Annotated in this window: 25 protein-coding genes and 1 tRNA gene; 10 read left to right on the top strand and 16 right to left on the bottom strand. The window is 41.7% G+C overall.

Annotation, left to right across the window (positions count from 1 at the left end):
• Positions 1–56 precede the first annotated feature (56 nt).
• The 8 genes from MTO98_RS14580 to MTO98_RS14545 form a co-directional block, all read right to left on the bottom strand.
• Positions 57–1,064, bottom strand: a complete 1,008-nt coding sequence (locus MTO98_RS14580; RefSeq protein ID WP_243487325.1) for a DUF4961 domain-containing protein — start codon at positions 1,062–1,064, stop codon at positions 57–59.
• Positions 1,065–1,088: 24 nt separating this feature from the next.
• Complete coding sequence (locus MTO98_RS14575) at positions 1,089–1,532, bottom strand: DUF5004 domain-containing protein (protein WP_243487324.1); 444 nt, start codon at positions 1,530–1,532, stop codon at positions 1,089–1,091.
• A 27-nt stretch (positions 1,533–1,559) separates the two neighbouring features.
• Positions 1,560–3,311, bottom strand: coding sequence for a RagB/SusD family nutrient uptake outer membrane protein (locus MTO98_RS14570; protein ID WP_243487322.1), 1,752 nt, complete (start codon positions 3,309–3,311; stop codon positions 1,560–1,562).
• A gap of 284 nt (positions 3,312–3,595) precedes the next feature.
• Positions 3,596–4,426 (bottom strand): alpha/beta hydrolase family protein, encoded by an 831-nt coding sequence (locus MTO98_RS14565; protein WP_243487321.1) that lies wholly within the window; start codon positions 4,424–4,426, stop codon positions 3,596–3,598.
• Positions 4,427–4,441: 15 nt separating this feature from the next.
• Entirely contained in the window at positions 4,442–5,827 is a 1,386-nt protein-coding gene (locus MTO98_RS14560) for an SGNH/GDSL hydrolase family protein (RefSeq protein ID WP_243487320.1), read from the bottom strand.
• Positions 5,828–5,966: 139 nt separating this feature from the next.
• On the bottom strand, positions 5,967–8,306 hold the full coding sequence (locus tag MTO98_RS14555) for a GH92 family glycosyl hydrolase (protein WP_243487319.1): 2,340 nt from the start codon (positions 8,304–8,306) through the stop codon (positions 5,967–5,969).
• A gap of 247 nt (positions 8,307–8,553) precedes the next feature.
• On the bottom strand, positions 8,554–8,751 hold the full coding sequence (locus MTO98_RS14550) for a hypothetical protein (protein WP_243487318.1): 198 nt from the start codon (positions 8,749–8,751) through the stop codon (positions 8,554–8,556).
• Between the two features lie 98 nt (positions 8,752–8,849).
• Complete coding sequence (locus MTO98_RS14545; protein ID WP_243487317.1) at positions 8,850–9,608, bottom strand: acetylxylan esterase; 759 nt, start codon at positions 9,606–9,608, stop codon at positions 8,850–8,852.
• 541 nt (positions 9,609–10,149) lie between these two features.
• Here MTO98_RS14545 and MTO98_RS14540 point away from each other — a divergent pair.
• Complete coding sequence (locus MTO98_RS14540) at positions 10,150–11,661, top strand: heme peroxidase family protein (protein WP_243487313.1); 1,512 nt, start codon at positions 10,150–10,152, stop codon at positions 11,659–11,661.
• A gap of 123 nt (positions 11,662–11,784) precedes the next feature.
• Here the strand turns inward: MTO98_RS14540 and MTO98_RS14535 are convergent, their stop codons facing one another.
• Genes MTO98_RS14535 through MTO98_RS14520 form a run of 4 tightly spaced genes read right to left on the bottom strand, consistent with a single transcriptional unit; the run spans position 11,785 to position 13,457 of the window.
• A complete protein-coding gene (locus tag MTO98_RS14535) occupies positions 11,785–12,198 on the bottom strand; it encodes an SRPBCC family protein (protein ID WP_243487312.1) in 414 nt (137 codons plus the stop codon).
• 4 nt (positions 12,199–12,202) lie between these two features.
• The gene (locus tag MTO98_RS14530) at positions 12,203–12,706 is read right to left on the bottom strand and encodes an SRPBCC domain-containing protein (RefSeq protein ID WP_243487310.1); all 504 of its coding nucleotides are present in this window, start codon (positions 12,704–12,706) and stop codon (positions 12,203–12,205) included.
• Complete coding sequence (locus MTO98_RS14525; RefSeq protein ID WP_243487308.1) at positions 12,703–13,023, bottom strand: helix-turn-helix transcriptional regulator; 321 nt, start codon at positions 13,021–13,023, stop codon at positions 12,703–12,705. The genes MTO98_RS14530 and MTO98_RS14525 overlap by 4 nt, the downstream gene beginning before the upstream one ends.
• Positions 13,024–13,076: 53 nt before the next feature.
• Positions 13,077–13,457, bottom strand: a complete 381-nt coding sequence (locus MTO98_RS14520; protein ID WP_243487306.1) for a DoxX family membrane protein — start codon at positions 13,455–13,457, stop codon at positions 13,077–13,079.
• A 200-nt stretch (positions 13,458–13,657) separates the two neighbouring features.
• Between MTO98_RS14520 and MTO98_RS14515 the strand changes: the two genes are divergently transcribed.
• The gene (locus MTO98_RS14515) at positions 13,658–14,311 is read left to right on the top strand and encodes a DUF1080 domain-containing protein (protein WP_243487305.1); all 654 of its coding nucleotides are present in this window, start codon (positions 13,658–13,660) and stop codon (positions 14,309–14,311) included.
• A gap of 329 nt (positions 14,312–14,640) precedes the next feature.
• Here the strand turns inward: MTO98_RS14515 and MTO98_RS14510 are convergent, their stop codons facing one another.
• Positions 14,641–15,171 carry a hypothetical protein gene (locus MTO98_RS14510; protein WP_243487300.1) on the bottom strand — a complete coding sequence of 177 codons (531 nt, stop codon included), beginning with the start codon at positions 15,169–15,171 and terminating at the stop codon, positions 14,641–14,643.
• Between the two features lie 763 nt (positions 15,172–15,934).
• Here MTO98_RS14510 and MTO98_RS14505 point away from each other — a divergent pair.
• The 3 genes from MTO98_RS14505 to istB all read left to right on the top strand — a co-directional run bounded on the left by MTO98_RS14505 (position 15,935) and on the right by istB (position 18,624).
• Complete coding sequence (locus tag MTO98_RS14505; RefSeq protein WP_243487299.1) at positions 15,935–16,210, top strand: hypothetical protein; 276 nt, start codon at positions 15,935–15,937, stop codon at positions 16,208–16,210.
• A 102-nt stretch (positions 16,211–16,312) separates the two neighbouring features.
• Entirely contained in the window at positions 16,313–17,842 is a 1,530-nt protein-coding gene (istA, locus tag MTO98_RS14500; RefSeq protein ID WP_243481480.1) for an IS21 family transposase, read from the top strand.
• 20 nt (positions 17,843–17,862) lie between these two features.
• A complete protein-coding gene (istB, locus tag MTO98_RS14495; RefSeq protein ID WP_119407387.1) occupies positions 17,863–18,624 on the top strand; it encodes an IS21-like element helper ATPase IstB in 762 nt (253 codons plus the stop codon).
• A 328-nt stretch (positions 18,625–18,952) separates the two neighbouring features.
• On the opposite strand, the gene MTO98_RS14490 is transcribed toward istB, so the two are convergent.
• Complete coding sequence (locus MTO98_RS14490; RefSeq protein WP_243487298.1) at positions 18,953–19,705, bottom strand: hypothetical protein; 753 nt, start codon at positions 19,703–19,705, stop codon at positions 18,953–18,955.
• 250 nt (positions 19,706–19,955) lie between these two features.
• Between MTO98_RS14490 and MTO98_RS14485 the strand changes: the two genes are divergently transcribed.
• Complete coding sequence (locus MTO98_RS14485) at positions 19,956–20,108, top strand: hypothetical protein (protein WP_243487292.1); 153 nt, start codon at positions 19,956–19,958, stop codon at positions 20,106–20,108.
• The gene (locus tag MTO98_RS14480) at positions 20,105–21,661 is read left to right on the top strand and encodes a recombinase family protein (RefSeq protein WP_243487934.1); all 1,557 of its coding nucleotides are present in this window, start codon (positions 20,105–20,107) and stop codon (positions 21,659–21,661) included. The genes MTO98_RS14485 and MTO98_RS14480 overlap by 4 nt, the downstream gene beginning before the upstream one ends.
• Here MTO98_RS14480 and MTO98_RS14475 read toward each other — a convergent pair.
• Positions 21,621–21,694, bottom strand: a tRNA-Ile gene (locus tag MTO98_RS14475). The two genes, MTO98_RS14480 and MTO98_RS14475, sit on opposite strands and share 41 nt — an antisense overlap.
• A gap of 65 nt (positions 21,695–21,759) precedes the next feature.
• On the opposite strand from MTO98_RS14475, the gene MTO98_RS14470 reads away from it, so the two are divergent.
• A complete protein-coding gene (locus MTO98_RS14470) occupies positions 21,760–22,392 on the top strand; it encodes an HAD family phosphatase (protein WP_243487290.1) in 633 nt (210 codons plus the stop codon).
• A gap of 29 nt (positions 22,393–22,421) precedes the next feature.
• Here the strand turns inward: MTO98_RS14470 and MTO98_RS14465 are convergent, their stop codons facing one another.
• The gene (locus MTO98_RS14465) at positions 22,422–23,624 is read right to left on the bottom strand and encodes a proline dehydrogenase family protein (protein ID WP_243487288.1); all 1,203 of its coding nucleotides are present in this window, start codon (positions 23,622–23,624) and stop codon (positions 22,422–22,424) included.
• A gap of 58 nt (positions 23,625–23,682) precedes the next feature.
• On the opposite strand from MTO98_RS14465, the gene MTO98_RS14460 reads away from it, so the two are divergent.
• Positions 23,683–23,889, top strand: coding sequence for an RNA-binding S4 domain-containing protein (locus tag MTO98_RS14460; protein WP_243487286.1), 207 nt, complete (start codon positions 23,683–23,685; stop codon positions 23,887–23,889).
• Between the two features lie 2 nt (positions 23,890–23,891).
• Positions 23,892–24,950, top strand: a complete 1,059-nt coding sequence (gene aroB / locus MTO98_RS14455) for a 3-dehydroquinate synthase (protein WP_243487285.1) — start codon at positions 23,892–23,894, stop codon at positions 24,948–24,950.
• Position 24,951: the final 1 nt, after the last annotated feature.

Below are 24,951 nucleotides of genomic sequence, written 5' to 3'. Positions count from 1 at the left end.
TCGTTTTAGCAAACACACAACGATTAAATGCACTTGCTGTTAAGTTTATTTACTGGTTAACCACATTTAAATGTGTAGGTGAATGGGGCATCCGTATTACCATAACCAACCTTAGTTTTACCCGTTTTGTCCGTAAGGAAATACTCCATCCTGGTAATGGTTTGCCCGTCTCCTACGTTAAAAAATGATCGGGGCCAAAATGTGAGCTGATATTTTTTACTGGTGGCGGTAGTTTGCCTGAGCATGGTTTTAGTGGTTTGCTCGCAAATGTTTATGGTTTTGCCATCATTGGTGTAGGCAGTTGCACACAAGTAAACTTCACTTTCACCAGTTAAATGCGTATCGGCAACAGTACCATCAAAAGTCAGGGTCACAAAATCGTTATCCAGTGACTTTGGCGGGTCGATGGTTGTAAGCTGCGGGTTACAAAAGTCAACCAGGTCGCCGGTGCCGCCTGTTACTTCAAAACAGTTGCTGCCGGTCAATACACTGTAATAAGTACCGTTACCATCGCTTGTAAAACCATTGCCACTATCCGTTATAGTGTAACCAAGCTTCACCAGCATGTTATTATTATCGGCACCAACTTTTATTTTAATATTAAGATCTACAATAAACTCCACTCCGCCGGTATGGCTGTAAGCCTTATCTGTTTGATAGGCTACCCATTCCATATCATCAATAAGGTTGCCACCATTGCCGAATGTTTTTTTCATATACGCCGACCATGTAAGCCCATCACCTTTTTTAGGCAAAGTACCATCTGGTATTAATGTCATGGTACCATTCCCCTGTTTGCTGGTATAGTTGATTGTTGTATTTTGAGCTGCATTCCAGCCTTTTGGCACCAGGAAGCCAAAAATAAGGTAGTCCGGACCTCCATCGCCTGCAGTAGGAATATCACAATGAACAGTTATGGGTACTAATGAACCAACAGCAGCGGTAGAAGGCTGATCGACACTGGTAATCTGCTCTCCACAGCAAGCCAGGGCTATGCCCAGCACAACCAAGGCGCACAGCTTCCATAAGTTTTTACCTTTTATATGTAGTAAATATGATCTCATAATTTATCTGTTGCTATTGGTTTATTAATTGGCTTTCTCAAGCACGTATACATAGGAATTATTGGCACATCCGGGGCTAAAGGTTATGCTTAATTGTCTTTTGCCGTTTACAATTGGATAGGTAAAAGCTGTTGAAACCGGCTTATCACCTGTGGCTGTAAAGGTTATTTTATAAGGGTATTGCGGATCATCAAGTGTAAAAGCCCCATCCTTGCTTACCAAAAAAGGCAGCTTGTTCACCAGGGTATATCCTTTATCAGAAAAGTTGATCCGGAACTGAGTGAAGTCGATTATTGAAGTAAGATCTGTGCCGTTTCGAGTTGCCTTGATCACCCTCCAGTTACCCGTAATATCTTTAGGTGCTTCACTTCCGGGCACTATCTTTTCGGTTTTACAAGATGAGACAGTTAGCATAATGAATGCCAAAAGCACCAGGTAAATCCGCTTTACTTTGTAATTATCTTTCATATCAATACTATTTATGCTGTCAGGTGATTAATAGCCTGGGTTTTGGATCAGTTCAGGCGATTTGGCAACCTCGCTTTGAGGGAAAGGCCACAAATACATTGCCTTACGGAAATTGCGTTTACGTACATCAAACTGTTTGTACGCCACGGTAGCGCCATCGCGGTCAACCTCCATACCTTTAGTAGTGATGTTATCCGTTTGATCGGCAATTTTCCACCGCCGAACGTCCCAGAAACGGTGCTCTTCAAAAGCCAGTTCAATACGGCGTTCATTTTGGATAGCTATACGCATATCGGCCTGGGTCAAACCTGCGGGCAGCTGATACGGATTTAAGCCCGCCCGCTGACGGATTGACTCCACTGCCGAGTAAACCAGGCCTGTAGGCCCTTCATATTCATTGGCTGCTTCAGCATAATTTAACAGGACCTCAGCGTAGCGGATCAGCGGCAGGCAACGATCTGTACGGTGCATAAAATCGTTTGCTACTGCAGCCGGATCAAGCATTTTATTGGTATAGTAGCCCGTAGTAGTGCCAACATGTACTGCATCGGGGCCAGTTGTGTTGCCATTGTATTTGCCTACAAAAATATTAATGGGTGAAGTACCCGATGAGAGCCTGATTTGTAAAGGTGTTTGATCGTGAATAATACTATAGTTTAAACGCGGATCGCGGTTAGCATATGGATCATTGGGGTTATAGTTAGATGCGGGATCGGTTATAACTTTGCCATTACTCATCGGGAAGGCATCAACCAAACCTTGTAACGGAAATGCACCGTTTTTACCTGTACGGGTTGGTGGCTGCCACAATGTTTCAAGGTCGACATTTCCTGTCGGGCGCATGAGCTGGAAAATATACTCGGTGTTTACACGCTTGGTAAACAGTTTTTGAAAACCAAAACCGGCGGCAGTTGCATTATCAACGTTAAGGCTGTATACACCTGTGGAAATAACAGCGGCGGCAGCTTGCTCGGCAAGCCGCCACCGTTCTTTATCATAAGACGGGTACCCTACCAGTTCAAGCGTTTTACCTTCGCCTATAGATTGCCCGTTAAATAAAGGACTTGCCGCATAAAGTAATACTCTTGATTTTAAGGCAAGACAAGCTCCTTTTGACGCACGCCCATAATTTATTCCGGATTGGACTTTAGGCAAGTCCTGACCCGCCGCATCACATTCAGAAAGGATGTAGTTCACGCAATCGGCATAAGTATTACGCGCCGACGGGATTTTATCAGTGTAAGTATAAATACTGTCGCCCAGCAAATGCACGCCACCGTAATGTTTCACCAGGATGGAATAATACCATGCGCGTAAAAACCGGGCCTCCGCTTTCATTTGTGTTTTAACAAAATTATTGATCGGCGCTTTCGGCAAATTTTTAAGCAATTGATTTACCGACCTGATGTTGGTGTAACAATTTTTGTAAGCATCGTCGGTTACCACTGCTGCATTGATGGTACCTGTTTCGAAAGCCAGCGCGGTTGAACCTGCAGAAGCAGACACTTCGGCCTCGTCAGATGCGGCATCGAGGCCGCCATTGGGTGTAGGCGACAGAACCGGCCCGTATGTAAACCTACCCGCAGCCGCACTAAAACCAACATTGCTGTAGATGTTGGCTAAAAATGATACGGTATTAGCGCTGTCGGTAAATACTGTACCCTCGGTTAGGTTTGATGTTTGTGTTTGCCCCAGGAAGCCATCCTTTTTACACGAGGTAAAAAACATAAAGCCCCCTAAAACCGAATAAGCAAGAACTTTAAAGTAAAGTTTTTTCATACTATAGGGTTAGTTAACATCAAGCTTCGGCAGAGAAATATAAAATCGTTTTAGCAATCTCATATTTTTAACCGCTGGAGCTAAAGTTTAAAAACTGTTTGTTAATTGGTTTATAATTCAGATGTTAAAATCTGTTACTAATATAATTCATAAAAACGATTTAGCAAATTTTTTATTCGTTTTTTTTATATTTTAAAAAATCGCAATTTCCATACCCGAATTTTAACAATTACAACATTAACAATCGGTTGAAAATGCTGTAATTGTAAGGTATGTCTTCTCTCCTATCTAACGCCGTTAAAAAAGCGGCTAAAAAAAAGGGCCTGATAATTAATAGAATTTCCCCAATATTCCCAGGTGTGTGCCCCCGGTCGTACAGTATAATCATGCGGAACCTTACGTTCAAGCAATTTTTCATGCAATTCCTGGTTAGCCTGGTAAAGAAAGTCATCACAACCAACATCAAACGTAATAGCCAGCGAGTTTGGCTTTAACAGGTATATAAGGTTAACAACACTGTTTTGCTCCCACCTGTCGGGGTGCTCGCTGTATTTACCCAGCACCCGCTCTATACCGAAACTATCCGGAAAAGGCCTGATGTCAACTGCACCGCTCATGCTGCCGGCCGCGCCAAATTTATCTAAATGCTTAAAAGCCAAAAATAACGCACCGTGACCACCCATGCTCAAACCCGTTATGGCCCTCCCCTTTCGGTCGGCTATGGTTGAATAATGTTTGTCAACCCAATTTACCAGCTCGGTGCCTACATAAGTTTCATATTGAGATCCCTTTTCAGTCGGACTGTCAAAATACCAACCTGCAAAATCCCCGTCTGCGCAAACTATTATAAAATGATACGTGTCGGCCAAACCTGCAACAGCAGGAACTTTTTTAATCCAATCGCTGTAATTGCCGCTGAAACCGTGCAGCAGGTATAATACCGGGAACCTTTTGGTGTTTGAATAATCGGCGGGTTTAATTACCACAGCCTTAATGTCTTTATTCATTGCGGTACTGTGGGTAAGTACCGTATCAACCGTTGCAGCCGCGGCTTTAAAACCACAGGCTGTAAGGCAAATAAATAACGGAATTAACAGTAACTTATTAATATTCATCGGTATATAGTGATTTTATTTTGAGGCTATTATGGTAATGCGATGGTTTTGAGGCTTGTTTATGGCGTAGATCTGGTCGGTAAGTACATCCATTTCCTTTTGCCAGGCATTGCGTAAACTTTTATAGCGCGCACGGGTGTAATTGTCTTTATTGCCGTTAACAAAAATGTCTTTTTTTGCGTATTTGCTGACAGTATCCATGGCGGCGTTGGTATCATGGAATAAAAGTCCCTTGCCCTTTAAAAAGTCAAACTCCATCCAAACGTACATGCGGATCCGCCTTTCAATATCCCAACGCTCTTCGTTCAGTTCCCTGATCTGGATGGCCTGCTGATATTGCGGAGTAGTAGTGATCTCGGCCAGGTTGATACCTGCACCCAGTTGCTCTGCCGACCAATTGCCCATCTTTTCGCCGTCAATAAGCACATCATAGTTTGCTGTTTTTAAGCCCTTAACGGCAAGCAGCTCCTGGTTCATTTCTTTAGTAAAAGGAATGATCTTAAGTGCATCGGCTTGTTTTTTTCTGTTGCCCCAGCTACGCGGAATGGTGTCGATGGGATAAGGCAATGAGTTGGCGAGGTAATTGAACGATACCGAATCGGCAGAAGATACCACATTGGTTATTTTACAATTAACAGCTTTAACAGCCTTCTTACTTTTAGCATCTACAGCTACATCAGCCACCACTTTATTGCTGAAACCCTGTGCCTTTAAGAAAAGATAGGCCATTACCAGGTGTCCGTCGTTATCCGGATGCACCCTGTCATTAGGTGTTAAGCTGAAAGTTGAATCTTTAGCTTGCTCACGCAGGTTGATCTCTGTCATAGGATGAAAAAAATCAACATAACCCCAGTTATTTCTCTTAGCTGCATCCCGCTGGAAATCTATCACTTTTGAAAATGCAGCGCTTTTTTTAGGGTAGATATTCTTGGTAGTGAATTTACTTGTTTCATCATAAGGTGAACCAAGAATAAATATCTTACGGATCTCCGGATGCTGTTTAAGCTTATTTTCCAGCAGCGCATAATTATCATACGAACCCTGGATCCTCTTATCCATAAATTCCTGTGCATCGGCACGGTACCATTCGAAATAACCGGTGTCGTTCATACCCCAGGTGAGGGTTAATACATTAGGCTTCTTGCTGAATACGTCATCTTCAAACCGATCGTTGATTTGCCCTACTACATCGCCGCCTATACCGGCATTATAGCAGGTTATCCTCATGTTTGGGAACCGGGTCATATAATATAACCAGATGTATGAATGATAATGGCCTCCGTCGGTAATGCTGTTACCAACAAAAGCTACCCTGTCGCCGGCGTGAAACGGCTCGATGTTTTGCGCAAACGCAGCTCTCTGCGCCACTATTAGCATTACTATTAAAATCAGCTTTTTCATTAATTATTTAATTATGATGTGTTAGTAACAAATAAACTCTCTTTGCTTCCTGTTAAATTATTATACTCTTAAATGATATTTATAAAAACGATTTAGCAATTCTATCGCAAAAAAGCGTATCCGCTTTTTCCCTACCTGTTTAAATTCCCCAGCTTTTATTTGGCGTTGCTCCCATACTTAATTCAAGTACGCCGCCAGCTGCTATATCTTTATAATCTATATAGCATTTGTTATAGGTTTTACCGTTAAGCTTTGCGCCCTGTATGTAAACGTTCTTTGCCGAATTGCTGTTGGCGATGATAGTAAACGTTTTACCTTTAGCATATTTAGGGTCGAGCTTTAAAGTTACTTTATTAAATACGGGGCTGGTGATCTCCTGCCTTGTATCGCCCGGGCAAACCGGATGTAAACCGCTTGCTGCCAAGACATACCAGGCCGACATTTGTCCTACATCTTCATTGCCAACCAATCCCTCTACAGAATTTTTATAAGCCCTGCGGCAGATCTCGCGCGTCCATTTTTGTGTAAGCCATGGTGCGCCTAACCTGTTATATAAAAATGGTACATGATGCACGGGTTCGTTAGAATGATTATAGTAATCGTTCCACATCATGTTATCGGGCGTTTTCTCAAAAAGGTTATTCAAATCAGCAATTACTTTTTCGCGGCCGCCCATTAGTTTAACCATACCGGCAACATCCTGCGGTACAAACCAACCTTGCTGGTAGGGATTGCTTTCAACACAGCCATACCATTGCTTAATACGCCCTTCTGCAGGCCATGGCAACCAGTTACCGGTGCTGTCTTTAGGCCGGAACCAGCCTTTATCTGCATCAAAGATATTTTTGAATGCTTCTCCCCTTTCGCCATATTTTTTTACGTCCTGTGTTTTATTAAGCGCTTTGGCAAGCTGGGCAATACACCAATCGTTATAAGCATACTCAAGCGTGTAGCTAATACCGGCTCCACCAGGAGTAAAACCTTTATCTCCGTTACCAAATTTCTCAACCGTGCCCAAAGCCAATTTATAAGCATCCGGTATATTATAGTTACGAATCCCCTTAACGTAAGCGTCGGTCATTACTGCCACAGCGGGGTTGCCAAGCATACAGCCGCTGTAAGCATTCAATAATTCCCAACGCTCCAGGTAATCTTTATTTTTTTCGTTGGCAAGCGTAACCAATGAATTAACAAGATCATTAACCAATGATGGGTTGATGATAGTTTGTAAAGGCATCTGGCTCCTGAAAACGTCCCAGCCGCTAAAAATAGTACGCTTTTTAAATGTTGAGGTATGATGAACCTTACCATCGCCGCCCATGTATTGTCCGGTAACATCACTCACAATCCGCGGGTCGATCATGGTGTGATATAGCGCTGTATAAAATACCGTTTTCTGTTCGGCAGTGCCACCCTGGATACTTACTTTCGATAAGGCGTTGTTCCACAGATTGACTGCATGTTGATGTACAGCATCGAAATTCCAGTCTTTTATTTCGGCCTGTAAATTAGCTTTGGCACCAGCTATGCTCACAAACGAAATACCTGATTTAAGTAATACCTGTTCATTAGCAGTAGTTGTAAACTCGGTATAAAAACCAAGATGCTTGCCTTGCTTTTCCTTTACTCCTTTAATTACCTCAGCATGAGCTACCCGATCCTGGTATTTATCGCCGGTTACATCATCCAGTTTGCGGCTCCAATCGCCGGGGATATCGGCACTCCAAACACCATAGTTTTTTAATGGTTTGCTGAATTGCGCGTAAAAATATACTGTATAATCGGCCTTGCCATCGCCATTTCCCCAACCACCACCGTCGGGCGTGCATTTCATAAAACCTTCAATGGTATGATCGTCAACAACCTTAACAAATTGGAGTGTTGATGTTCCTCCCACCCTCCGGGCCAGATCAATCTGGATGCGGGATTGATTATTTTGAGGAAAAGTAAAACGGAGCATACCGCTATGTGGTGCTGCAGTAGCTTCGGCTTTGATATTATTATCTGTTAATTGTACGCTATAATATCCGGCAGATGCTTTTTCGCTACTTTTATTATAAGCCGAGCGGTATCCTGTGCCCGTAGTACCCATTTTGCCGGCACTGGTTTTGAGTACGCCCGTTGCTGGCATTACCAAAAAGTTCCCCAGATCTCCATACCAGCCAATCCCGCTCATTTGGGTAAAGGCAAATCCCTCAATGCTTTTATGTTCGTAACTATATCCAGATCCATTATCACCTCCTGTTATGGTATTAGGGCTTAATTGCACCAGTCCGTAAGGCGTGGCGGCCCCAGGGAAAGTTTTGCCCAGGCCATGATAAACGCCTGCTCCATCGGCGCTGGTGCTGGCCCCAATAAACGGGTTAACATAAGAAGCCAAATTTTGCGCCTTAAGCCCAGTCACTGAACCAAGTGAAAAGCCCGCGGTAAATACGGCTATTAAATATTTTTTTAAGACAGGAAACGTAGTTGCGTTCATAATAGTTAAGCCGGCTTAGTGATTTAAAATCTGGCAGCCCGAAACTCTGATTTATTATCGAGAAAAAACTTTATCTATAGTAAGTTTTTAATGACAGATAAACGCTCCGGATTTTAAAAACGACCGATATTTATTAATTGGTTATTACGCACCCAAATTATGTAATAAAATCGATTTAGCAAATTTTTATTGATTTTTATTTAAAACTGCAGTAAACAGCGCTCAACAGTAATTTATGTTGATATAGCTATAACCATTTGCTAAACCAATCCAGCGTCATTTTAAAATGTTCAGGTGTTGTGGTGTGAGGTAGTTTTGGTGCAACATCACGCATGAGCTTATCAGGAGCATTTTTTGAAGCATATGCCTGCACAGCCGACGCGTAAGCTATATTTGCGCCTGGCAACGGGCAGTTAGAGTCATTTTCTGTACTTAAAACCAACATGGGCCTCGGAGCTATCAATCGTAACACAGATGGGCAATCAAACTCTCCGGTGATACCGGGTATCAATTTATTCCATACAGCCTGTACATTATGTTTATTTAAATCGAATCGCCAAGATCTTTGGCCGCCTGCAGGTGTGTCCCGCCAATTGTACCGGCACGTCCCTGCCACTTATCATTATCTAACGACCATTTGAAACTTTGTACTGCAATATCCAGCACAACTACTTTTATCCGCTTATCTACCGATGCAGCAAGCCATGTTTCCATCCCTCCCATTGATATCCCCCCCATGCCAATTCTTTTAGCGTCTACATCAGGTCTGCTTGTCAAATAATCAGTTACCCGCCAAAGGTCAAAAGCGGTATCAAATAAAAATGGGTGAGTTTGGTTCGCTTTATCTTTATTTTCCCACGCGGCGGTAGCGGCAGCCACATATTCCCTTGAGCCATGCGCGCCTCCGGCAATTCGTTCGCCGTGAAAACGGGCATCAATAGCTACTCCCATGATCCCTCTTTTAACTAACTGGTACAGCATCTTTTTGTTATCTTCTTTTTTACCGCCTGTACCATGTAAAAAAATCACTGCCGGATATGGTTTGGTGCCTGTAACCGGTTTATAAATCAACACGGGCACCCGTTCATCCTTTTCGCTGTAAATAAAGCCATGCTCTATGATAACTGAGTCTGTATGGGTTGTAGTAAAAGATGGGTTTAATGGAACGCGGGGCCTTTCCAACAGGGTTTTTAAATCTGTCGCAACCGTTTTAACAGGAGGATAATCTGTTTGTTGAGCAAATGAAATTTGTGAACCAAATAAAACAGCGCCTATGCAAAGCATCTTTATTTTAACCAACATAACACAATAAGTTTATTGGTACAATTTATAAAACATACCATTTACTGCATGTAACAATGCTAATATGAGAACCTTGAAAATGCAGGCCTGCATCCAAATAATCTATATCAATCAATTTGTTTGGCATCTACCCACATAGAACTATCATTGAAGTTGGCAAAAAACTGAATGCTAACTCTACAAAAGGTACTCACAGGTTTATCATCTCTTGTGATGGAATAACAGTTGTTTGACTTGCCTATGACCCTGACTGCTTCTTCATCCATACCATAAACAACGGTTAAAATAGTACAAACTTGGCTGACGCTTCCATCCGGTTCAATAATGAAGCTGAATATGTGTTGCCCACCTTACGATTTTATAAAGCTTTAGCTGGAGGACTGAAGTTTCTCTATAATATATCTTTCCGGCAAGCATAAATTTTCTTTTTATGAAACAAACAATACTAACAACACAATGACCATCAATTATTTATAAAAAAATATTACGTATAAGATAAAAACATTCAATACTTTTAAAGCATAAACCAACCCTTACAATTATGAGACATGGAGCACTTTATCAGGACATAGTTCCTTTTACATCCCGCTATTATGACAAAGGTAAATTTGGGCGGATTTTTCCTTCACTTCCTGCTTTCGCTCAAGACACCCCAAAAGTCAGAGAAGCACTTATTGACATCGGAAAAAAAGGCGGTATCATGGACGCCAAAGACGACCTTACCCAATCCCCCCTCGACCTTATCGCGAATCCGGCTTTGCAAACGGACAACCCAAATTCGCCTGTAATGGGTGCAGGTATGACGTTTCTTGGGCAGTTTCTTGATCATGATATTACGTTTGATCCAACATCAAGCCTTGAGCGACAGTCTGATCCCGAATTTGTAGAAAACTTCAGGACACCAAGCCTTGGCTTGGATAACGTGTACGGAAGCGGCCCCGGTGCATCTCCCCACCTTTATGATCAATCGGATGGTTGGGGCATTAAGATGTTGTTATTCCCACTTGGAATACAAGGGAAGGAAAACATTGACAAGTATGATCTTCCGCGAAACTCTCAAAATGTGGCCTTAATAGGAGATCCCCGTGACGATGAAAATCTTATTATCTCCCAATTGCAGGTTTTATTCCTGCGCTTTCATAATGTGCTTGTTGATGCAGTAAAAAAGAAATATCCAACAAAATCGCCATCTGAAGTATTTAGCCAAGCTCAGGAACTTGTTAGATGGCATTATCAATGGATCCTGGTACATGAATTTTTACCGTTACTATGCGGGCAGGATGTAATTGATGATATTATGAACAATGGCCGTAAGTTTTACGGATGGCATAATCAACCCTTTATTCCTGTCGAGTTTTCTGTTGCCGCATATCGCTTCGGGCACAGCCAGGTACGGCCATCATACAGGGCCAATTTCGGAATATTTAATCAGCCAAATCCTTTGCCATTTTTTGCAGATATATTTGATTTTACTGCAGATCCGAACGCTCCGGATCCTAACGATTTGCGTGGAGGAAAGCGCGCAAATCGCAGGTTTATTGACTGGCATACATTTTTCAATTTAGGAGATGCCAGCATGCGGCCGAATAAATTGATAGACACCAAACTTTCTTCGCCTTTATTTCAACTACCCGGATCGGTAGCTACAGGAGTAATATCACTGGCGTCACGAAATTTATTGCGTGGCTTAACCTTCAGTTTGCCTTCGGGTCAGCGCGTGGCCCAGGCAATGAGGTTTGAACCATTGGGCGCAGACGTGTTTAATGATCTTAAACACTATAAGCTCAATTTAGAAACAAGTACCCCACTCTGGTTTTACATCCTCAAGGAAGCAGAAGTGCAACAAATGGGTGTTAAGTTAGGAGATGTTGGCGCACGTATAGTTGCCGAGGTGTTCATTGGTTTGCTGGAAGGTGATAATACTTCGTACATCAGCCAAAACCCATTCTGGAAACCAACCCTGCCATGCTGGGAGCCATATCGCAATAATAAGCATTTCACCATTGCAGACCTGACACGTATAGCAGAAGGTAAAGTGCCTGTTGTTTTATAGACAGCTTTTTATTGCTTGCAACAAAATTCAAAAGCGCTATAATACCCGAAAACAATAATTCGTTATCGGGTATTACAGCGCTTTCTTCAATAATTTTGTCGCAAACTATTTCAAAGCACTGTGTTAATTTTCTTCAGTGTATTTTTTAAAGTTGTTGAGTATCGCCTGCCAGCCATTTTTTTGCATCTCAAGAGAGTTTTGCTCTTCCGGGTCGAATGTTACTTCAACCTTAGTTTGATTGCCGTTTGCCTTGAACGCAACAGCGGCCTGCCTGCCGTTTGGCATGGTGTAGGCAAACCTTTCGCCATCAACAACTTCATCATAAGTAGCTTCAAAATCGAAACCAAAACTTCCATCTTTGGCCTCCATTCTTGCTGAATATTTGCCTCCCACCCGCATATCATTTGATGCTGAGGGGCATTGCCACGAAGGATCAGCAAAGTTCCATTTTGTAATGTGCTCCGGGTTGGTATAGTAGTCCCAGGCTTTTTTAACAGCTGCATTTACCGTTGCGGTAACCGTGATCTTGTTGCTCATTTTATTATTTTTTTAAGGTTAGTAATAGCTGATCAAGCTTTTCGAGTGTTGCCATCATGCCTTGCTCCATGCCCATCTGGATAACCGTTTCCAGATCTGAAAGAGACTTATAGGTAACAATAGTTTCCACCAAAGCGTTTTCTTCCCTATCCGTAAAGTTCACCAACCACTCTGCTCGTGGAAGATCTTTATTAATTTCTCCATCTGCATTACTAAAAGCATCTAATGCTGTATAATAATCAATCGGTTGAATTTTAACATATTCTGTTAAACCCCAGTATTCTGTACCACTTGGTTCAACCATGGCATAGTGCCAATGACCACCCTCGCTAAAATCCATTGATTTTGTTTTGGTAGTTAACGGGGCAGGTGCAAACCATTGGTCAAGCAATTCACTTTTGGTGTAGCAGTCCCAAACCAGTGGCCTGCCAGCTAAAAATTCACGCTTAATAGTCAGCGTATTTTTCACTTTGTCGGCAACGAAATCGAAATACAAATTACTTTTCATTTTTGTTGTTTTTTTAAGGTTGATAAAAGGTTATCGAGCTGCAGGAAGCGGGTTTCCCAAATTTTTCGGAATTGCTCCAGCCATTTGTCTATTTCTTTCATTTTGTCAATCTCCAATTGATAATAAATCTCCCTTCCCTGATGCTCTTGCTTTATCAATTCGCATTCGGTTAAAACCTTCAGGTGTTTTGAAATTGCCTGCCGGGTGGTATCAAAATGCTCGGCAATGGCGTTGGGGGTCATCGCCTGTAATGCTATTAAGGCAATGATAGCCCTGCGGGTGGGATCGGCAACGGCTTGAAAAATGTCTCTTCTCATTGAAGTACTAATTACGCACAGGCTAAATAAGATCAGCCAGCTTATATGAAATCTTATTTCCTGATCATTGGGAGGTATTTTTCCCAATTATCTATAATTACCCATAGTATAACAGCTATCAATACAAATACAATAGGTAAACCCGATGGGGCCATACTGATATTAGCTAACAGGATGCCGGTTAAAAGTGGCACCAGTACTATAGCACCAAGGGCTCTTGTTTTTGGAATGATCAATAGCAAACCGCCAAAAATCTCCATGGCCCCAACCAATGGCATGAGCCAGCCTATTTCCATAAATGCTTGCATTACCTTTACCATTTTTTCAGGCATTTCTTTAGGCATCGGCATATAATTCAGAAATTTATTCAGCCCGGCGTTGATAAACATTAGCCCCGTTAGCAGGCATAACACAAATTGGATTTTACTTTTCATAACTGGTTTATTTAAAATAAGAAACTGATTGGTTGCAAATATATGTGCAACTATTCGGTTTCGCAAATTTATTTTAAAAAACTTCGCGGATAATCGGGCGTTTCCCGGATGCCCCTATTGATGAATAATCGATTCAATTTCATACCTTTAAGTTCATAGAACAGATGCCATAAATTTATACCTATTTACAAAGCAAACCGATGATCAGCAAAGCAAAAACCAAACAAATACTATGGGGCTTGGTAGCCGTGACAGCATTCCTGTTTATTCCGCTGGCTAATGCACATATCAACACATTAACTGCTCGTAACGCTGTTATTGCACAAGCAAACTGGAAACCTGATCCCGGTTTTGAGAGCTTATTTGATGGCAAAACGCTTAACGGATGGTGCTATCGGGATGCTGACAGTAAAGTGATGGAAAACTTTGACGGAAAGATCAAATCATCCGATGGCCGTTATTCGGCAGCAGACGGAATACTTACCGTAAATTATCCGCAAGGTGTGGAAAGAAAAATCCAGCAATCATGGACACTGCGTGAGTTTCCTACTAATTTCATACTGAAGATCGAATTCAGGGCATCGAAAAATGCGGATAGCGGTATTTTTTTGAGAAACCCGCAATTGCAATGCCGTGACTACCTGGTTGCCGGGCCTTATAAAGATCTGAAAAAATATCGCCCGCAGGATTGGAACTTAATTGTCGTTACCGTTAAGGATAACGTGGCACATTGCGAATGTAATGGCGAAGTACTGGAAGATGCGCTGAAATTACCTGCCACCGGCCCTATCGGACTGGAAGGCGACAGGGGCCAAATGGAATACCGCCATATTCAAATCAAAGCGTTGCCATAGACAATCAATTAAAATTATCAACCCACAAAAAACACAGTTTAATAAACTGCATTTATAAGCCAAAATCTACGATTTATAGTAACAAGCAAAGCCTCTTAGATTTCTCTAAAAGGCTTTGCTTTTTTTGCGCCCTAATGTACGTTCCCGACCCGCCTTATGGATGATTTGAAGCTATTAATTGCCTTATACAAGTGAAATGAAGGTTACGTGCGTGCTTATGCTTATTTCTGTAACATTAGATTTTAAATTGATCTTTCCTTAAAAAATTCTTTCAAAAATCGGGAACAAAGCATATAGAGGGAGGTATTTTATAATCTATTTACTTGTACTTAGCAACCACCTTTGCGAGGGGCATGCTTATAAATTATTTTACTATCTCGTTCTGCATATTCGCCAGATACTATTGGATATGCATACTTAGGCGCGTACGATACGCTATGGCTTTTTATAATTATTTTGTCATTAACCTTCAGGCTATTTAGCTGCTGAAGCCCATCATCAAACCTGAGAATATAATCGTCCCCATTAATCCTGGCCATCACTCCGAAACCTAATAACGAGCCTGGGGGAAGAGAAAGAGAGGTTACAACAGCCTCCATATTGGTGTAGTCCTTAACCTGATTCCTTATTTTAGCAGCGCCGGCATACACTTTCTTACCTTCGGGAGACGCTTCCCATTTTTTGTACTTTATACCGTCTGGGCTCGCCTCCCATTTTTTCAATGCAGCTTTCCTTTCAGTATCAGAAATGGGTTTAGAGGTTAACTTTTTAGAAACTTCACTTTTAATTTCACGATTTGCAAATACTAAGCCGCTTACCACAAGCAGCGGTAAGATCAACACATAAGTAACTTTTTTCATAATTTTTATAAGTTTAATTGATATCGATTTATCTCCTGATAACAGGGGCCATTTAATGCATTGGGGATTTTTTATATTCTCCTAAAGTCTGTGCAACAAAATTACTTTGATGTGCTTCATTACAAGGAATTTGCATTGTAAATAAAAATGTAAAATTTGTAAATAAACCGTAAATAGTATGTTGATAGCTAAAATCTACTGAATGGGAACGCAAGTAGAACAGGGCTGATAATTAAGTCTCATTAGGTTTGAATACCTTTTATTTGGTGGGGTTGGCGGCAAAAATTCCGATATAAGTACGTTGTTTGAGAATCGCTGAAATAATTACAATAATGAATGATTTGCGACACGATACCGCAAGGGATACTGACCCTCATATGTAAAACGAAAAAACCCGCTCTACATATGTAAAAGCGGGTTTTGTACTCTGTGCGCCCACCTGGGCTTACTTATATCTCTATTTCGTGCTGAATTTCAATCACTTACGGAATGCACAAAAGACCTGGTGGCCGTTTTGGGGTTTCACCGCTCTGACTTTTCAAAAATAGCTAAAAATCAGCTGTTTACAAAAATAAAAAAATATGGTCCCTGGTTCGAGCCCAACCAAGCGCATGATTATAATTAAGGTTTTAATTTTGAATACAATCTAATCATTCTTAAACCTATTCATAAAAATTACTAATTATTTTAGTAAAATGTTATATTTGTAATCCCTTGTAAATTAAATTGTTCAATTACTATATTTATAAATTAAACTTAGACCATGAACATAAATTTTAATAATCTTGAAATACATCACGCTGTGATGCACACCGTCAAGAAGAAAGAGGAACCACACGAAACAGCTCAGCCAGAATTTGAAGATGAACAATTGACTCTTGATGATTCCGTAACAGATGTAATTAGAGAGCGTTTAATTAATGCTATGGGCAAAGCTTCTAAAGCATTTCAGTTAGATATACTTGGAGAATTCGCTGATATTGACCACCTGATTTCGGCGCAAACTGACCACCGATTCCGCGGGAAAGTGACCACCTGATTTCGGAGGAAACTGACCACCCCGAACGAGCCGCTTATGCTGTAGAAGCAGGCCTATTTTTGAGGTTTAACAACTTCACTAATGGCCAACACTACGATAAGCATGAGTAAGATAAGACAGATCCTAAGGATGTACAGCCAGGGCCGCAGCAAGCTATCGATAGCGGCCCAGACCGGCGTGTCACGCAATACCGCAAAGAAGTACCTTATTGCGTTCGATGCCAGCGGCTTTACGTTCGAAGAGATCAATACCCTTAATGATAAAGAGCTGGAGGACTTCTTTGGCAAAAGCAGTGAACGCCCTCCGGACAAGCGGATGGTAGCCCTGCAACGATGTTTCCCGCAAATAGATAAAGAGCTAAAGCGGGTCGGTATGAACCGCCGCATCCTGTGGGAAGCTTATATCAAAGAGTTCCCTGACGGGTTCAAATACACCCAATTCTGCTTTTATTACAACCAGTGGAAAGCCCGCGTGAACCCCACAATGCACCTGGATCATAAAGCCGGTGATAAGCTGTATGTGGACTTTGCCGGTGAAAAGCTAAGCATAACGGACAAGGATACCGGTGAGGTCATTGAGGCCGAGGTGTTCGTTGCTATCCTTGGCGCCAGTCAATTGACCTATGTTGAAGCTGTGCTGAGCCAGCAGAAAGAAGACTTTATAGCAGCCTGCGAGAATGCCCTGCACTTTTATGGCGGCGTACCTGCCGCCATCGTTCCCGACAACCTGAAGGCTGCCGTTACCAAAAGCAACCGCTATGAGCCAACACTGAACGAGACCTTTGCCGACTTTGCCGACCATTACGGAACGACCATCTTACCAGCGAGGGCGTACCGCCCTCGCGACAAAGCACTGGTAGAAGGAGCTGTTAAGATCGTTTACAGCCGTATCTACGCACCTATTCGCAAAGAGGCCTATCATACCCTTGCAGAACTGAACACAGCGGTCAAGGTCGCTTTAGAAGCACATAACAGCCAGCCGCTGAAAGGCCGCAATTACAGCAGAAAGCTCCAGTTCGAGGAGATAGAACGCCAGGCTCTCTCGCCATTACCGGCATTACGTTATGAGTTCAAACGGCAGCACCAGGCCACCGTAATGAAGAACGGGCATGTTTGTCTTGGTATCGACAAACACTACTACAGCGTACCGTACCGCTTCATCGGCAGGAAGGTCAAACTGCTGTATTCCCGCACCAACGTAGAGGTCTATTACCACTACGAACGCATTGCCATGCACAGGCGTATCAAAAGCCCTTACAGCTATACTACGGATAAAGACCACCTGGCTTCGACACACCGCTTTATGACCGAATGGACACCCGATAAGTTCCTGGAATGGGCGGCATCCATTCATGAGGATGTGAGGCTTTACATCCTGAAGATACTGGACCGGAAGCAACACCCGGAACAAGCTTACCGCTCCTGTATCGGTATCCTCAGCCTGGCGCGTAAGGCAGGTAACGAAAGGCTGGCCAGTGCCTGCAGGCGTGCACTCGGTTATGGCGTTTATAACTACAAGACTATACAGCAGATACTGGAGAACAAGATGGACAGCTACGAGGATAGCTTATTTGCTGACGAACTGCCTATGCCCAGCCATGACAATATCCGTGGAGAGAACTACTATAAATAACCATTAATAAATAGATCGATATGAACACGAACACCTTGGACAAACTTCGCAAGCTGAAGTTCTTTGGCATGTACCATGCCTTTAAAAGCTGCCTGGAAACGGGCCAGACCGCTGAATACACTACTGATGAACTGCTGGCTCACCTGGTAGAGGCCGAATGGGACGACCGGCAGAACAGGCGCATAGAGCGTACCATCATGTACGCCAAGTTCCGCTATAAAGCATCGGTAGAGAACATTCATTATCATGCAGATCGCAGCATCGACCGCAACCAGGTGATGCGTTTGGCAGACTGTCACTTTATTGACCGTAATGAGAACCTGCTGATCACAGGCAGCACCGGTATCGGCAAAAGCTACATTGCTTCTGCTATCGGACACCAGGCCTGCATACTGGGTTACCGCGTGTTCTATGCCAGTACACCCAAGCTCTTCGCTAAGCTGAAGATGGCCAAGGCAGATGGTTCCTACATGAAGGATGTCGCCAAACTGGAACGCCAGCAACTACTGATCCTGGATGACTTCGGTATACAGCCTTTTGATGCGCAGAGCAGGGCTGCACTGATGGAGATCATTGAGGACAGGCACGGTAAGACATCGCTGATCATCACCTCTCAGCTGCCGGTCAGTAAATGGTATGAGGTCATTGGTGAAAAGACGATCGCTGATGCTATCCTTGACCGTATCGTGCATGATGCGCACCGGATGGAACTGAAAGGAGAGTCGATGAGAAAAAGAAGGCCGGCAGAGCCCGAAAAAAGCTATCTGCAAAACACACTTTAAATAACTACTTTTGACAACGCTTCTACAGCGTTCGCTGCGCTCGTTCGCCAGCACTTTAGGTGGTCAATTTGCCACGGAATCACCTGGTCAACTTCTCCGTATTATACACTATGGGCATCAGAGAACACGTTGCAGACATAGTTGAAGGAGGAGAAGAAGCATTTAAAAAGCGCGAGAAAAAATATGGTTTTTCCAAATGACGGCAGCGTTCTCAGAGTGTTGACAAAAACACTTAAATATTAAACTCAAATTTGAGGTCCTTGCCGAATCGGCAAGGACTTTTCTATAGACTGTTAAATTTCAAAACGCAGGATGCATTTTAAAGCGGTTACGATTTGGTTTTTTTTATAAAAGGAATAAAGAACGTTCTATCTAAATGTGCAATCGACGCTTGATCTTTCTCTTCTACGATAACTAATGTAGAATCATCTTCGATAGAAGTTGTATTTACATCAAATGTCGCTGCATCTGTGACATGTATAAAAATCAAAAATCCAGGTAGTTGCATTTGATATACCAATGAACCCAAATGATTAAATGATGGCAGATAAGTAGGTATTAAGTCCCCACGTACATCCCCCAAGTTTTGTAACGAAATAATGGAAATTGGAAAAAAATGCGGCTCCATGAAATTTGTTTCTTCTAATCTCTTCCTCAATTCATTTTGTAATATTCCTAACGATACATTCCTAAACCTTTTATGTCCAGTGATACTCATTCTCCAAAGAATCGACAAGATTGCCTTTTTAATTTTAAAGACTTCGACGTTATAATAGAATTGCGATCCTAATTCATGCTCTAATATTCTATCAGGTTGAAGAATGTCCGCACGGATATTATCAAAAAACCTGGAGGTATAATTCTCTGCTTCAGAAAAAGAATTATCACATGACACACAGAGAATAAATTTATCAAAAAGACAATCATAGGCATCTTGATACCTGTTAGTGTCTGCATGATAAAGGAATAGAGAGTTATCCGCGTTTCTGACCGGCTTAGTAAAGCATTTCGGCAAAATATGTGCTTTAATCAGTTTTCTGTGCTGAAGACACAATTGACATATACCAAATTTTCCACCCATACCCTTATTTTAACTGAATCAACTATAACCATAGAATTTAATGACAATTAATTCTATCGTAAATTAAGTGTTTTTGTGAACCTTTCTTTTCCTTGCTTCAACGTCCTTTTACATTTTCCGTTTATTCCTTGAAAATTATTTGCCGTGAAATAACCTAAAGTGAATTCATCAAAATAAAAATTAAATTTTAGGCAACTTGCCTATTTCGTAATTGAATTTTGGGCAAAATTGCGGATCAAAAATAATCAATATGTCACCGGAAAAAAGAAAGATAGCGCCAGAAAAAGCAGTTGAAATTCTTAAAAAAAATGGAACAATTATTACTATTAGAGATGCGAAATTAATATTGGATTTCTTATATAAATTCGGTAAATTAACACTTGAAACAGTGTTAAAACGATGAAAATAGCCGATTTATATATACGTGTAAGTACTGACGAGCAGGCAGACAAAGGCTACTCGCAGCGCAATCAGGAAGAGGTTTTAATGAAGTATTGCGCCTTTCATAATATTAAAATTCGAAAGGTGATATTTGAAGATCACTCGGCAAAAACTTTTAACCGGCCTGCTTGGTCTTCCTTGCTGACAGACCTGAAGAAAACCAAGGGAAAGTTTTCGGATTTAGTTTTGTTTACAAAATGGGATCGCTTTAGTCGCAACGCGGGAGATGCCTACCAAATGATCAGCACACTCAATAGCTATGGAATAGAACCTCAAGCCATTGAGCAATCACTCGACCTATCAGTTCCAGAAAACAAACTGATGTTGGCTATTTATCTGTCAACTCCAGAGGTTGAGAATGACCGTCGGGCATTAAATGTTTTCAACGGTATGCGGCGCGCAAGGAAAGAAGGCCGTTGGATGGCTTCAGCGCCTATTGGATATAAGAACTTCACAACGGAAAACGGGAAAAAAATGATCATTCCGAAAGAACCGGAAGCGTCTATTATTAAATTTTCATTTGAGAAGATTGCGACAAGTCAGTTTTCATCAGAGCAAATTTGGAAGACTGCGAGAGAAAACGGGCTTAAATGTGGAAAAAACAATTTCCTACTTGCCATGCGCAACCCTGTTTATTGTGGCAAAATAACTATACCAAAATACAAGGATGAGGAAATGCAAATTGTTCAGGGGTTGCACGAACCGCTAATTTCGGAACACTTATTCTATGAAGTTCAAGAGGTAATGGATGGTCGAAAAAGGCAGCAAGGGATAAAACTTGTATCCACGGATCAATTGCCCTTGAGAGGGTACCTATTATGTTCGAGATGTAATCGAGTCCTTACTGGTAGCGCATCCAAAGGACGCAAAAGCTATTATTATTACTATCACTGTTCATCGCAATGCGGCTGTCGTTATAAAGCTGATGAGGTAAACGACCTTTTCTTAACTGAAATTAAACGCTATGCGCCTAAGCCTGGTTTAGGCGAACTATGCAAAGAAATAATATTGGATGTTTACCGGCAGGATTACGAATCGAAGGGGGACGGCCGAAAAGAACTAATCACTCGAATTGATGAGTTAACAGCCCGTCAAAAAAAAGCGAGAGAACTATTGCTAAAGGGGGATTTAGATGGCGTCGAATACCGAGAAATCAAAACCGAGTGTGAAAGTAAAATTAACTCTTTGGAAGCAAAAATTAGTGGACTATCTATGGCCACACGTAGTATTGACGACGATTTAAACCGAGCTATATCTGCTCTTTCGTCAATAAACGGATTAGTTAGCCTTGAAGATGGCAAATTAAACCGGGAATTAATTGGTTCGATGTTCCCGGAAAAATTCACATTTGAAAAACTAATAGATCGAACCGCTCGAGTAAACGAAATTGCCGACCTTATCTGGCAGATTAACAATGGATTAGAATATAAAAACAAAAGGGCAAGCGATGAAAATTCATGCTTGCCCAGCTGGGTGCGCCCACCTGGGCTCGAACCAGGGACCAAAAGATTATGAGTCTTCTACTCTAACCGACTGAGCTATAGGCGCGGTTATTTTGTTTTTGTTTGCGGGTGCAATTTTACATATTTGCGGCCATATCTCAAACTCTTTTTATGGAAAATATTAAAAATATCATCTTCGATTATGGCAACGTTATCTTCAGTCTGAGTTTTGCCAGTGTACAACAAGCATGGAATCAGTTAGGTATAGGCAACCCGGAAACTTTTTTTGGTCATAAAACCCAGGATGAAATTTTTGATAAATTTGATCGTGGTGAGGTTACAGCCGCCCAATTCAGGGAGTACGTAAGGGAGAAAACCAACAATCCTTCTCTTACCGATGATCAAATTGATGCAGCATGGAACAGTATTTTGGTCGGCATTGCCGAAGGCAACCATGACTTACTGTTAAAATTGAAAGAGAAATACCGCACTTTTCTACTAAGCAATATCAATGCTATCCATTATGATTATATTATGAATTACCTTAAAACAGATTTTGGTTTTGATGGTAATGACCACCTGTTCGAAAAAACATATTACTCGCACCTCACCGGTAAGCGCAAACCGGAGCCGGAAATTTTTGAGCAGGTTTTAAAAGAGAATAATCTGAAACCAGAAGAAACTTTATTTATCGACGATAGTCCGCAACATTTGGAAGCAGCTAAAAAACTGGGCATTCAAACCTTCTTGATGACTGCCCCAGACAGCATACAGCTATTTGCAAAAAGAGAGCATCTAATTTAATAAATGCTCTCTTCACTGTTTTTTATAAATTAAGCGCTTCGGCGCTTTCTTTCTTTAGTTATCAAACTTAGCTCGCGGCTCATTTGCCCGGCTATGGCAGTATTTTCCTGTGCACGGCGGAACAGATATGGCAATACTGCTTTAACAGGCCCGTAAGGCACATATTTGGCTACATTGTAATCAGCATCGGCCAGGTTAAAGCTTAGGTTATCACTCATCCCCAATAATTGCGAAAAATAAACATGTGGATGTTTATGATCGATACCTTTATTATCCAACAATTCGGCAAGCAAACGACAGCTTTCTTCGTTATGCGTACCGGCGATAAAAGCAATTTCATTAATATGACTGGTACAGTAATCAAGCGCCGAGTCATAATCAAGGTCTGCAGATTTTTTATCAGGCTGGATTGGCGAAGGATATCCTTTTTCTTCGGCACGTTTGCGCTCTTTTTCCATGTAAGCACCGCGTACAATTTTTGCACCCAATAAAAACCCTTCGCTTTGGGCAATAGCATGATCATTTAACATTGAAGCCAATTTATCATGCCTGTACATTTGGTAAGTATTATATACTATCGGCTTTTGCTTGTTAAACTGTGTCATCATGGTAAGCGCCAACAGGTCAATAGTATCCTGGATCCAGCTTTCCTCAGCATCTATCATTACAGGCACATTGTTTTTATAAGCTTTATCGCAAATAGCCAGTACACGGTTTTGCACCCTTCTCCACTCCTCTTCTTCGGTTTCGTTGAGTTTAAGACGCGCATCAAGTTTTTCAAGTAACCCGAAACGGCCTACACCTGTTACTTTAAATACTGTAAGAGGGATGGCTTTGTCTTTTGCAGCGCGCTCAATGGTGCGGATGATCTCATCACGGGTGTTATCAAATACCGTTTCTTCCTCTTCTCCCTCTACAGAGTAATCTAAAATGGTACCTACCCTGCCGCTATAAAGATTTTTGATGGTATAATCACATTCGGCAATAGTTTCACCGCCGCAAAAATGTTTAAATATGGTAGCTTTGATGATACTCTTTATCGGCAAACCGATTTTCATAGCAAAATTGGTAACCGGTGGACCTATCTTTACCAAAAAGTTGACATTGATCATCCTGAACAGCCAATAGGCCCGGTTCAGATCCGTATCGGATGAGTGGTGAAAAGCTATTTCTGTATTTTCGAACGAGGGCGTATTTCGTCCTTGATTATTGTTATTTTCGTAAGAGGTCATCTGCAAAATTATAAAATGATAACTCATAATTGCATGAATAGTTTATTTTTGCCATCCCATGATCGAATTTAAGTTAGAAGGGGACTTTATCCCAATGATCCAGCTACTCAAAGCTGCGAACTTAGTGCAAACCGGCGGCGAGGCGCAAATAGTTGTAACAGAGGGCCTCGTGAAATACAACGGCGCAATTGACTACCGTAAACGTCTTAAAGTAAAAAGAGGCGATATGGTTGAGTTTGATGGGAATACAATTATAGTAATATAATAATGAACACTATTTTAAGCGATAATTACTCGGTTTATTTTGACAATAGCCTTAATGAGTTAGTTGAATTTGTTAAAAAAGGCAACTACTCAAAGTTTTTTATTTTAACCGACGAGAATACAGGCGAGCACTGCCTGCCGTTACTTACATCCAAACTTGCAGAGTTTAACAATTACGACCTGATCGAAATTTCATCGGGCGAAGAAAGCAAGAACATTGACTTCTGCATAGGTGTTTGGAAAATGCTGATTGATTTTGGTGCCGACCGTAAAAGCCTCATGATCAATCTTGGTGGTGGTGTTATTACAGATATGGGAGGCTTTGCAGCATCTACCTATAAAAGAGGGATAGATTTTGTACAAGTACCTACTACCCTACTTTCGCAGGTTGACGCGTCTGTTGGCGGTAAAACAGGGATTGATGTTGATGGTATTAAAAACATTATCGGCACATTCACCATGCCTAAGGCCGTATTTATTGCGCACGAGTTTTTACAAAGCCTTCCACCGCGCCAAATTCTTTCAGGTTTGGCCGAAATGCTTAAACATGGTTTAATTGTTGATGCAGGGTATTGGAACGAACTTAAAAACAGCGACCTGAAAAACCCATCTGTTGAACTTGTTCATCGTTCGGTAGAGATCAAAAATGAAATTACCATCGAGGACCCGCACGAGAAAGGTATCCGTAAGGCGCTTAACTTTGGTCACACCATTGGTCACGCTGTCGAGACATATTCATTACTTCATGATAAAGACAGCCTGTCGCACGGTGAGGCAGTTGCTATCGGTATGATCTGCGAATCATACCTGGCCCATAAAAAAACGGGGCTGTCTTCAGACGAACTTCATGAAATTGTTAAGGTTTTGACCGATCTTTATCCAAAATATACAATTAAGGAAGAAAGCTTTGACGAGCTGTTCCTGAACATGAAAAAGGATAAAAAGAACGTGGGCGACGAAATTAATTGCACCTTACTGACACACATAGGCAAGTTTAGTATTGATAATGTATGCACAGCCGACGAACTTTGTGAAAGTTTGAGATACTACATTAACCTGTAAC

It is taken from the genome of Mucilaginibacter sp. SMC90, from assembly GCF_022811725.1.
GTDB lineage: Bacteria > Bacteroidota > Bacteroidia > Sphingobacteriales > Sphingobacteriaceae > Mucilaginibacter.
Note: the sequence above shows the minus strand (reverse complement) of the source record. Positions and strands in the feature narration are given on the sequence as shown.

Bases quoted from the DNA above. Each gene is read 5' to 3' on its own strand.
- MTO98_RS14555 (WP_243487319.1), bottom strand. From the start codon at position 8,306: ATGAACGCAACTACGTTTCCTGTCTTAAAAAAATATTTAATAGCCGTA.
- MTO98_RS14545 (WP_243487317.1), bottom strand. From the start codon at position 9,608: ATGTTGGTTAAAATAAAGATGCTTTGCATAGGCGCTGTTTTATTTGGT.
- MTO98_RS14535 (WP_243487312.1), bottom strand. From the start codon at position 12,198: ATGAGCAACAAGATCACGGTTACCGCAACGGTAAATGCAGCTGTTAAA.
- MTO98_RS14465 (WP_243487288.1), bottom strand. From the start codon at position 23,624: ATGACCTCTTACGAAAATAACAATAATCAAGGACGAAATACGCCCTCG.
- MTO98_RS14490 (WP_243487298.1), bottom strand. From the start codon at position 19,705: ATGGGTGGAAAATTTGGTATATGTCAATTGTGTCTTCAGCACAGAAAA.
- MTO98_RS14470 (WP_243487290.1), top strand. From the start codon at position 21,760: ATGGAAAATATTAAAAATATCATCTTCGATTATGGCAACGTTATCTTC.
- MTO98_RS14510 (WP_243487300.1), bottom strand. From the start codon at position 15,171: ATGAAAAAAGTTACTTATGTGTTGATCTTACCGCTGCTTGTGGTAAGC.
- MTO98_RS14560 (WP_243487320.1), bottom strand. From the start codon at position 5,827: ATGAAAAAGCTGATTTTAATAGTAATGCTAATAGTGGCGCAGAGAGCT.
- MTO98_RS14485 (WP_243487292.1), top strand. From the start codon at position 19,956: ATGTCACCGGAAAAAAGAAAGATAGCGCCAGAAAAAGCAGTTGAAATT.
- MTO98_RS14480 (WP_243487934.1), top strand. From the start codon at position 20,105: ATGAAAATAGCCGATTTATATATACGTGTAAGTACTGACGAGCAGGCA.
- MTO98_RS14505 (WP_243487299.1), top strand. From the start codon at position 15,935: ATGAACATAAATTTTAATAATCTTGAAATACATCACGCTGTGATGCAC.
- istB (WP_119407387.1), top strand. From the start codon at position 17,863: ATGAACACGAACACCTTGGACAAACTTCGCAAGCTGAAGTTCTTTGGC.
- MTO98_RS14570 (WP_243487322.1), bottom strand. From the start codon at position 3,311: ATGAAAAAACTTTACTTTAAAGTTCTTGCTTATTCGGTTTTAGGGGGC.
- aroB (WP_243487285.1), top strand. From the start codon at position 23,892: ATGAACACTATTTTAAGCGATAATTACTCGGTTTATTTTGACAATAGC.
- MTO98_RS14565 (WP_243487321.1), bottom strand. From the start codon at position 4,426: ATGAATATTAATAAGTTACTGTTAATTCCGTTATTTATTTGCCTTACA.
- MTO98_RS14515 (WP_243487305.1), top strand. From the start codon at position 13,658: ATGATCAGCAAAGCAAAAACCAAACAAATACTATGGGGCTTGGTAGCC.
- istA (WP_243481480.1), top strand. From the start codon at position 16,313: ATGAGTAAGATAAGACAGATCCTAAGGATGTACAGCCAGGGCCGCAGC.
- MTO98_RS14550 (WP_243487318.1), bottom strand. From the start codon at position 8,751: ATGTTGGTTTTAAGTACAGAAAATGACTCTAACTGCCCGTTGCCAGGC.
- MTO98_RS14580 (WP_243487325.1), bottom strand. From the start codon at position 1,064: ATGAGATCATATTTACTACATATAAAAGGTAAAAACTTATGGAAGCTG.
- MTO98_RS14460 (WP_243487286.1), top strand. From the start codon at position 23,683: ATGATCGAATTTAAGTTAGAAGGGGACTTTATCCCAATGATCCAGCTA.
- MTO98_RS14575 (WP_243487324.1), bottom strand. From the start codon at position 1,532: ATGAAAGATAATTACAAAGTAAAGCGGATTTACCTGGTGCTTTTGGCA.
- MTO98_RS14540 (WP_243487313.1), top strand. From the start codon at position 10,150: ATGAGACATGGAGCACTTTATCAGGACATAGTTCCTTTTACATCCCGC.
- MTO98_RS14520 (WP_243487306.1), bottom strand. From the start codon at position 13,457: ATGAAAAGTAAAATCCAATTTGTGTTATGCCTGCTAACGGGGCTAATG.
- MTO98_RS14525 (WP_243487308.1), bottom strand. From the start codon at position 13,023: ATGAGAAGAGACATTTTTCAAGCCGTTGCCGATCCCACCCGCAGGGCT.
- MTO98_RS14530 (WP_243487310.1), bottom strand. From the start codon at position 12,706: ATGAAAAGTAATTTGTATTTCGATTTCGTTGCCGACAAAGTGAAAAAT.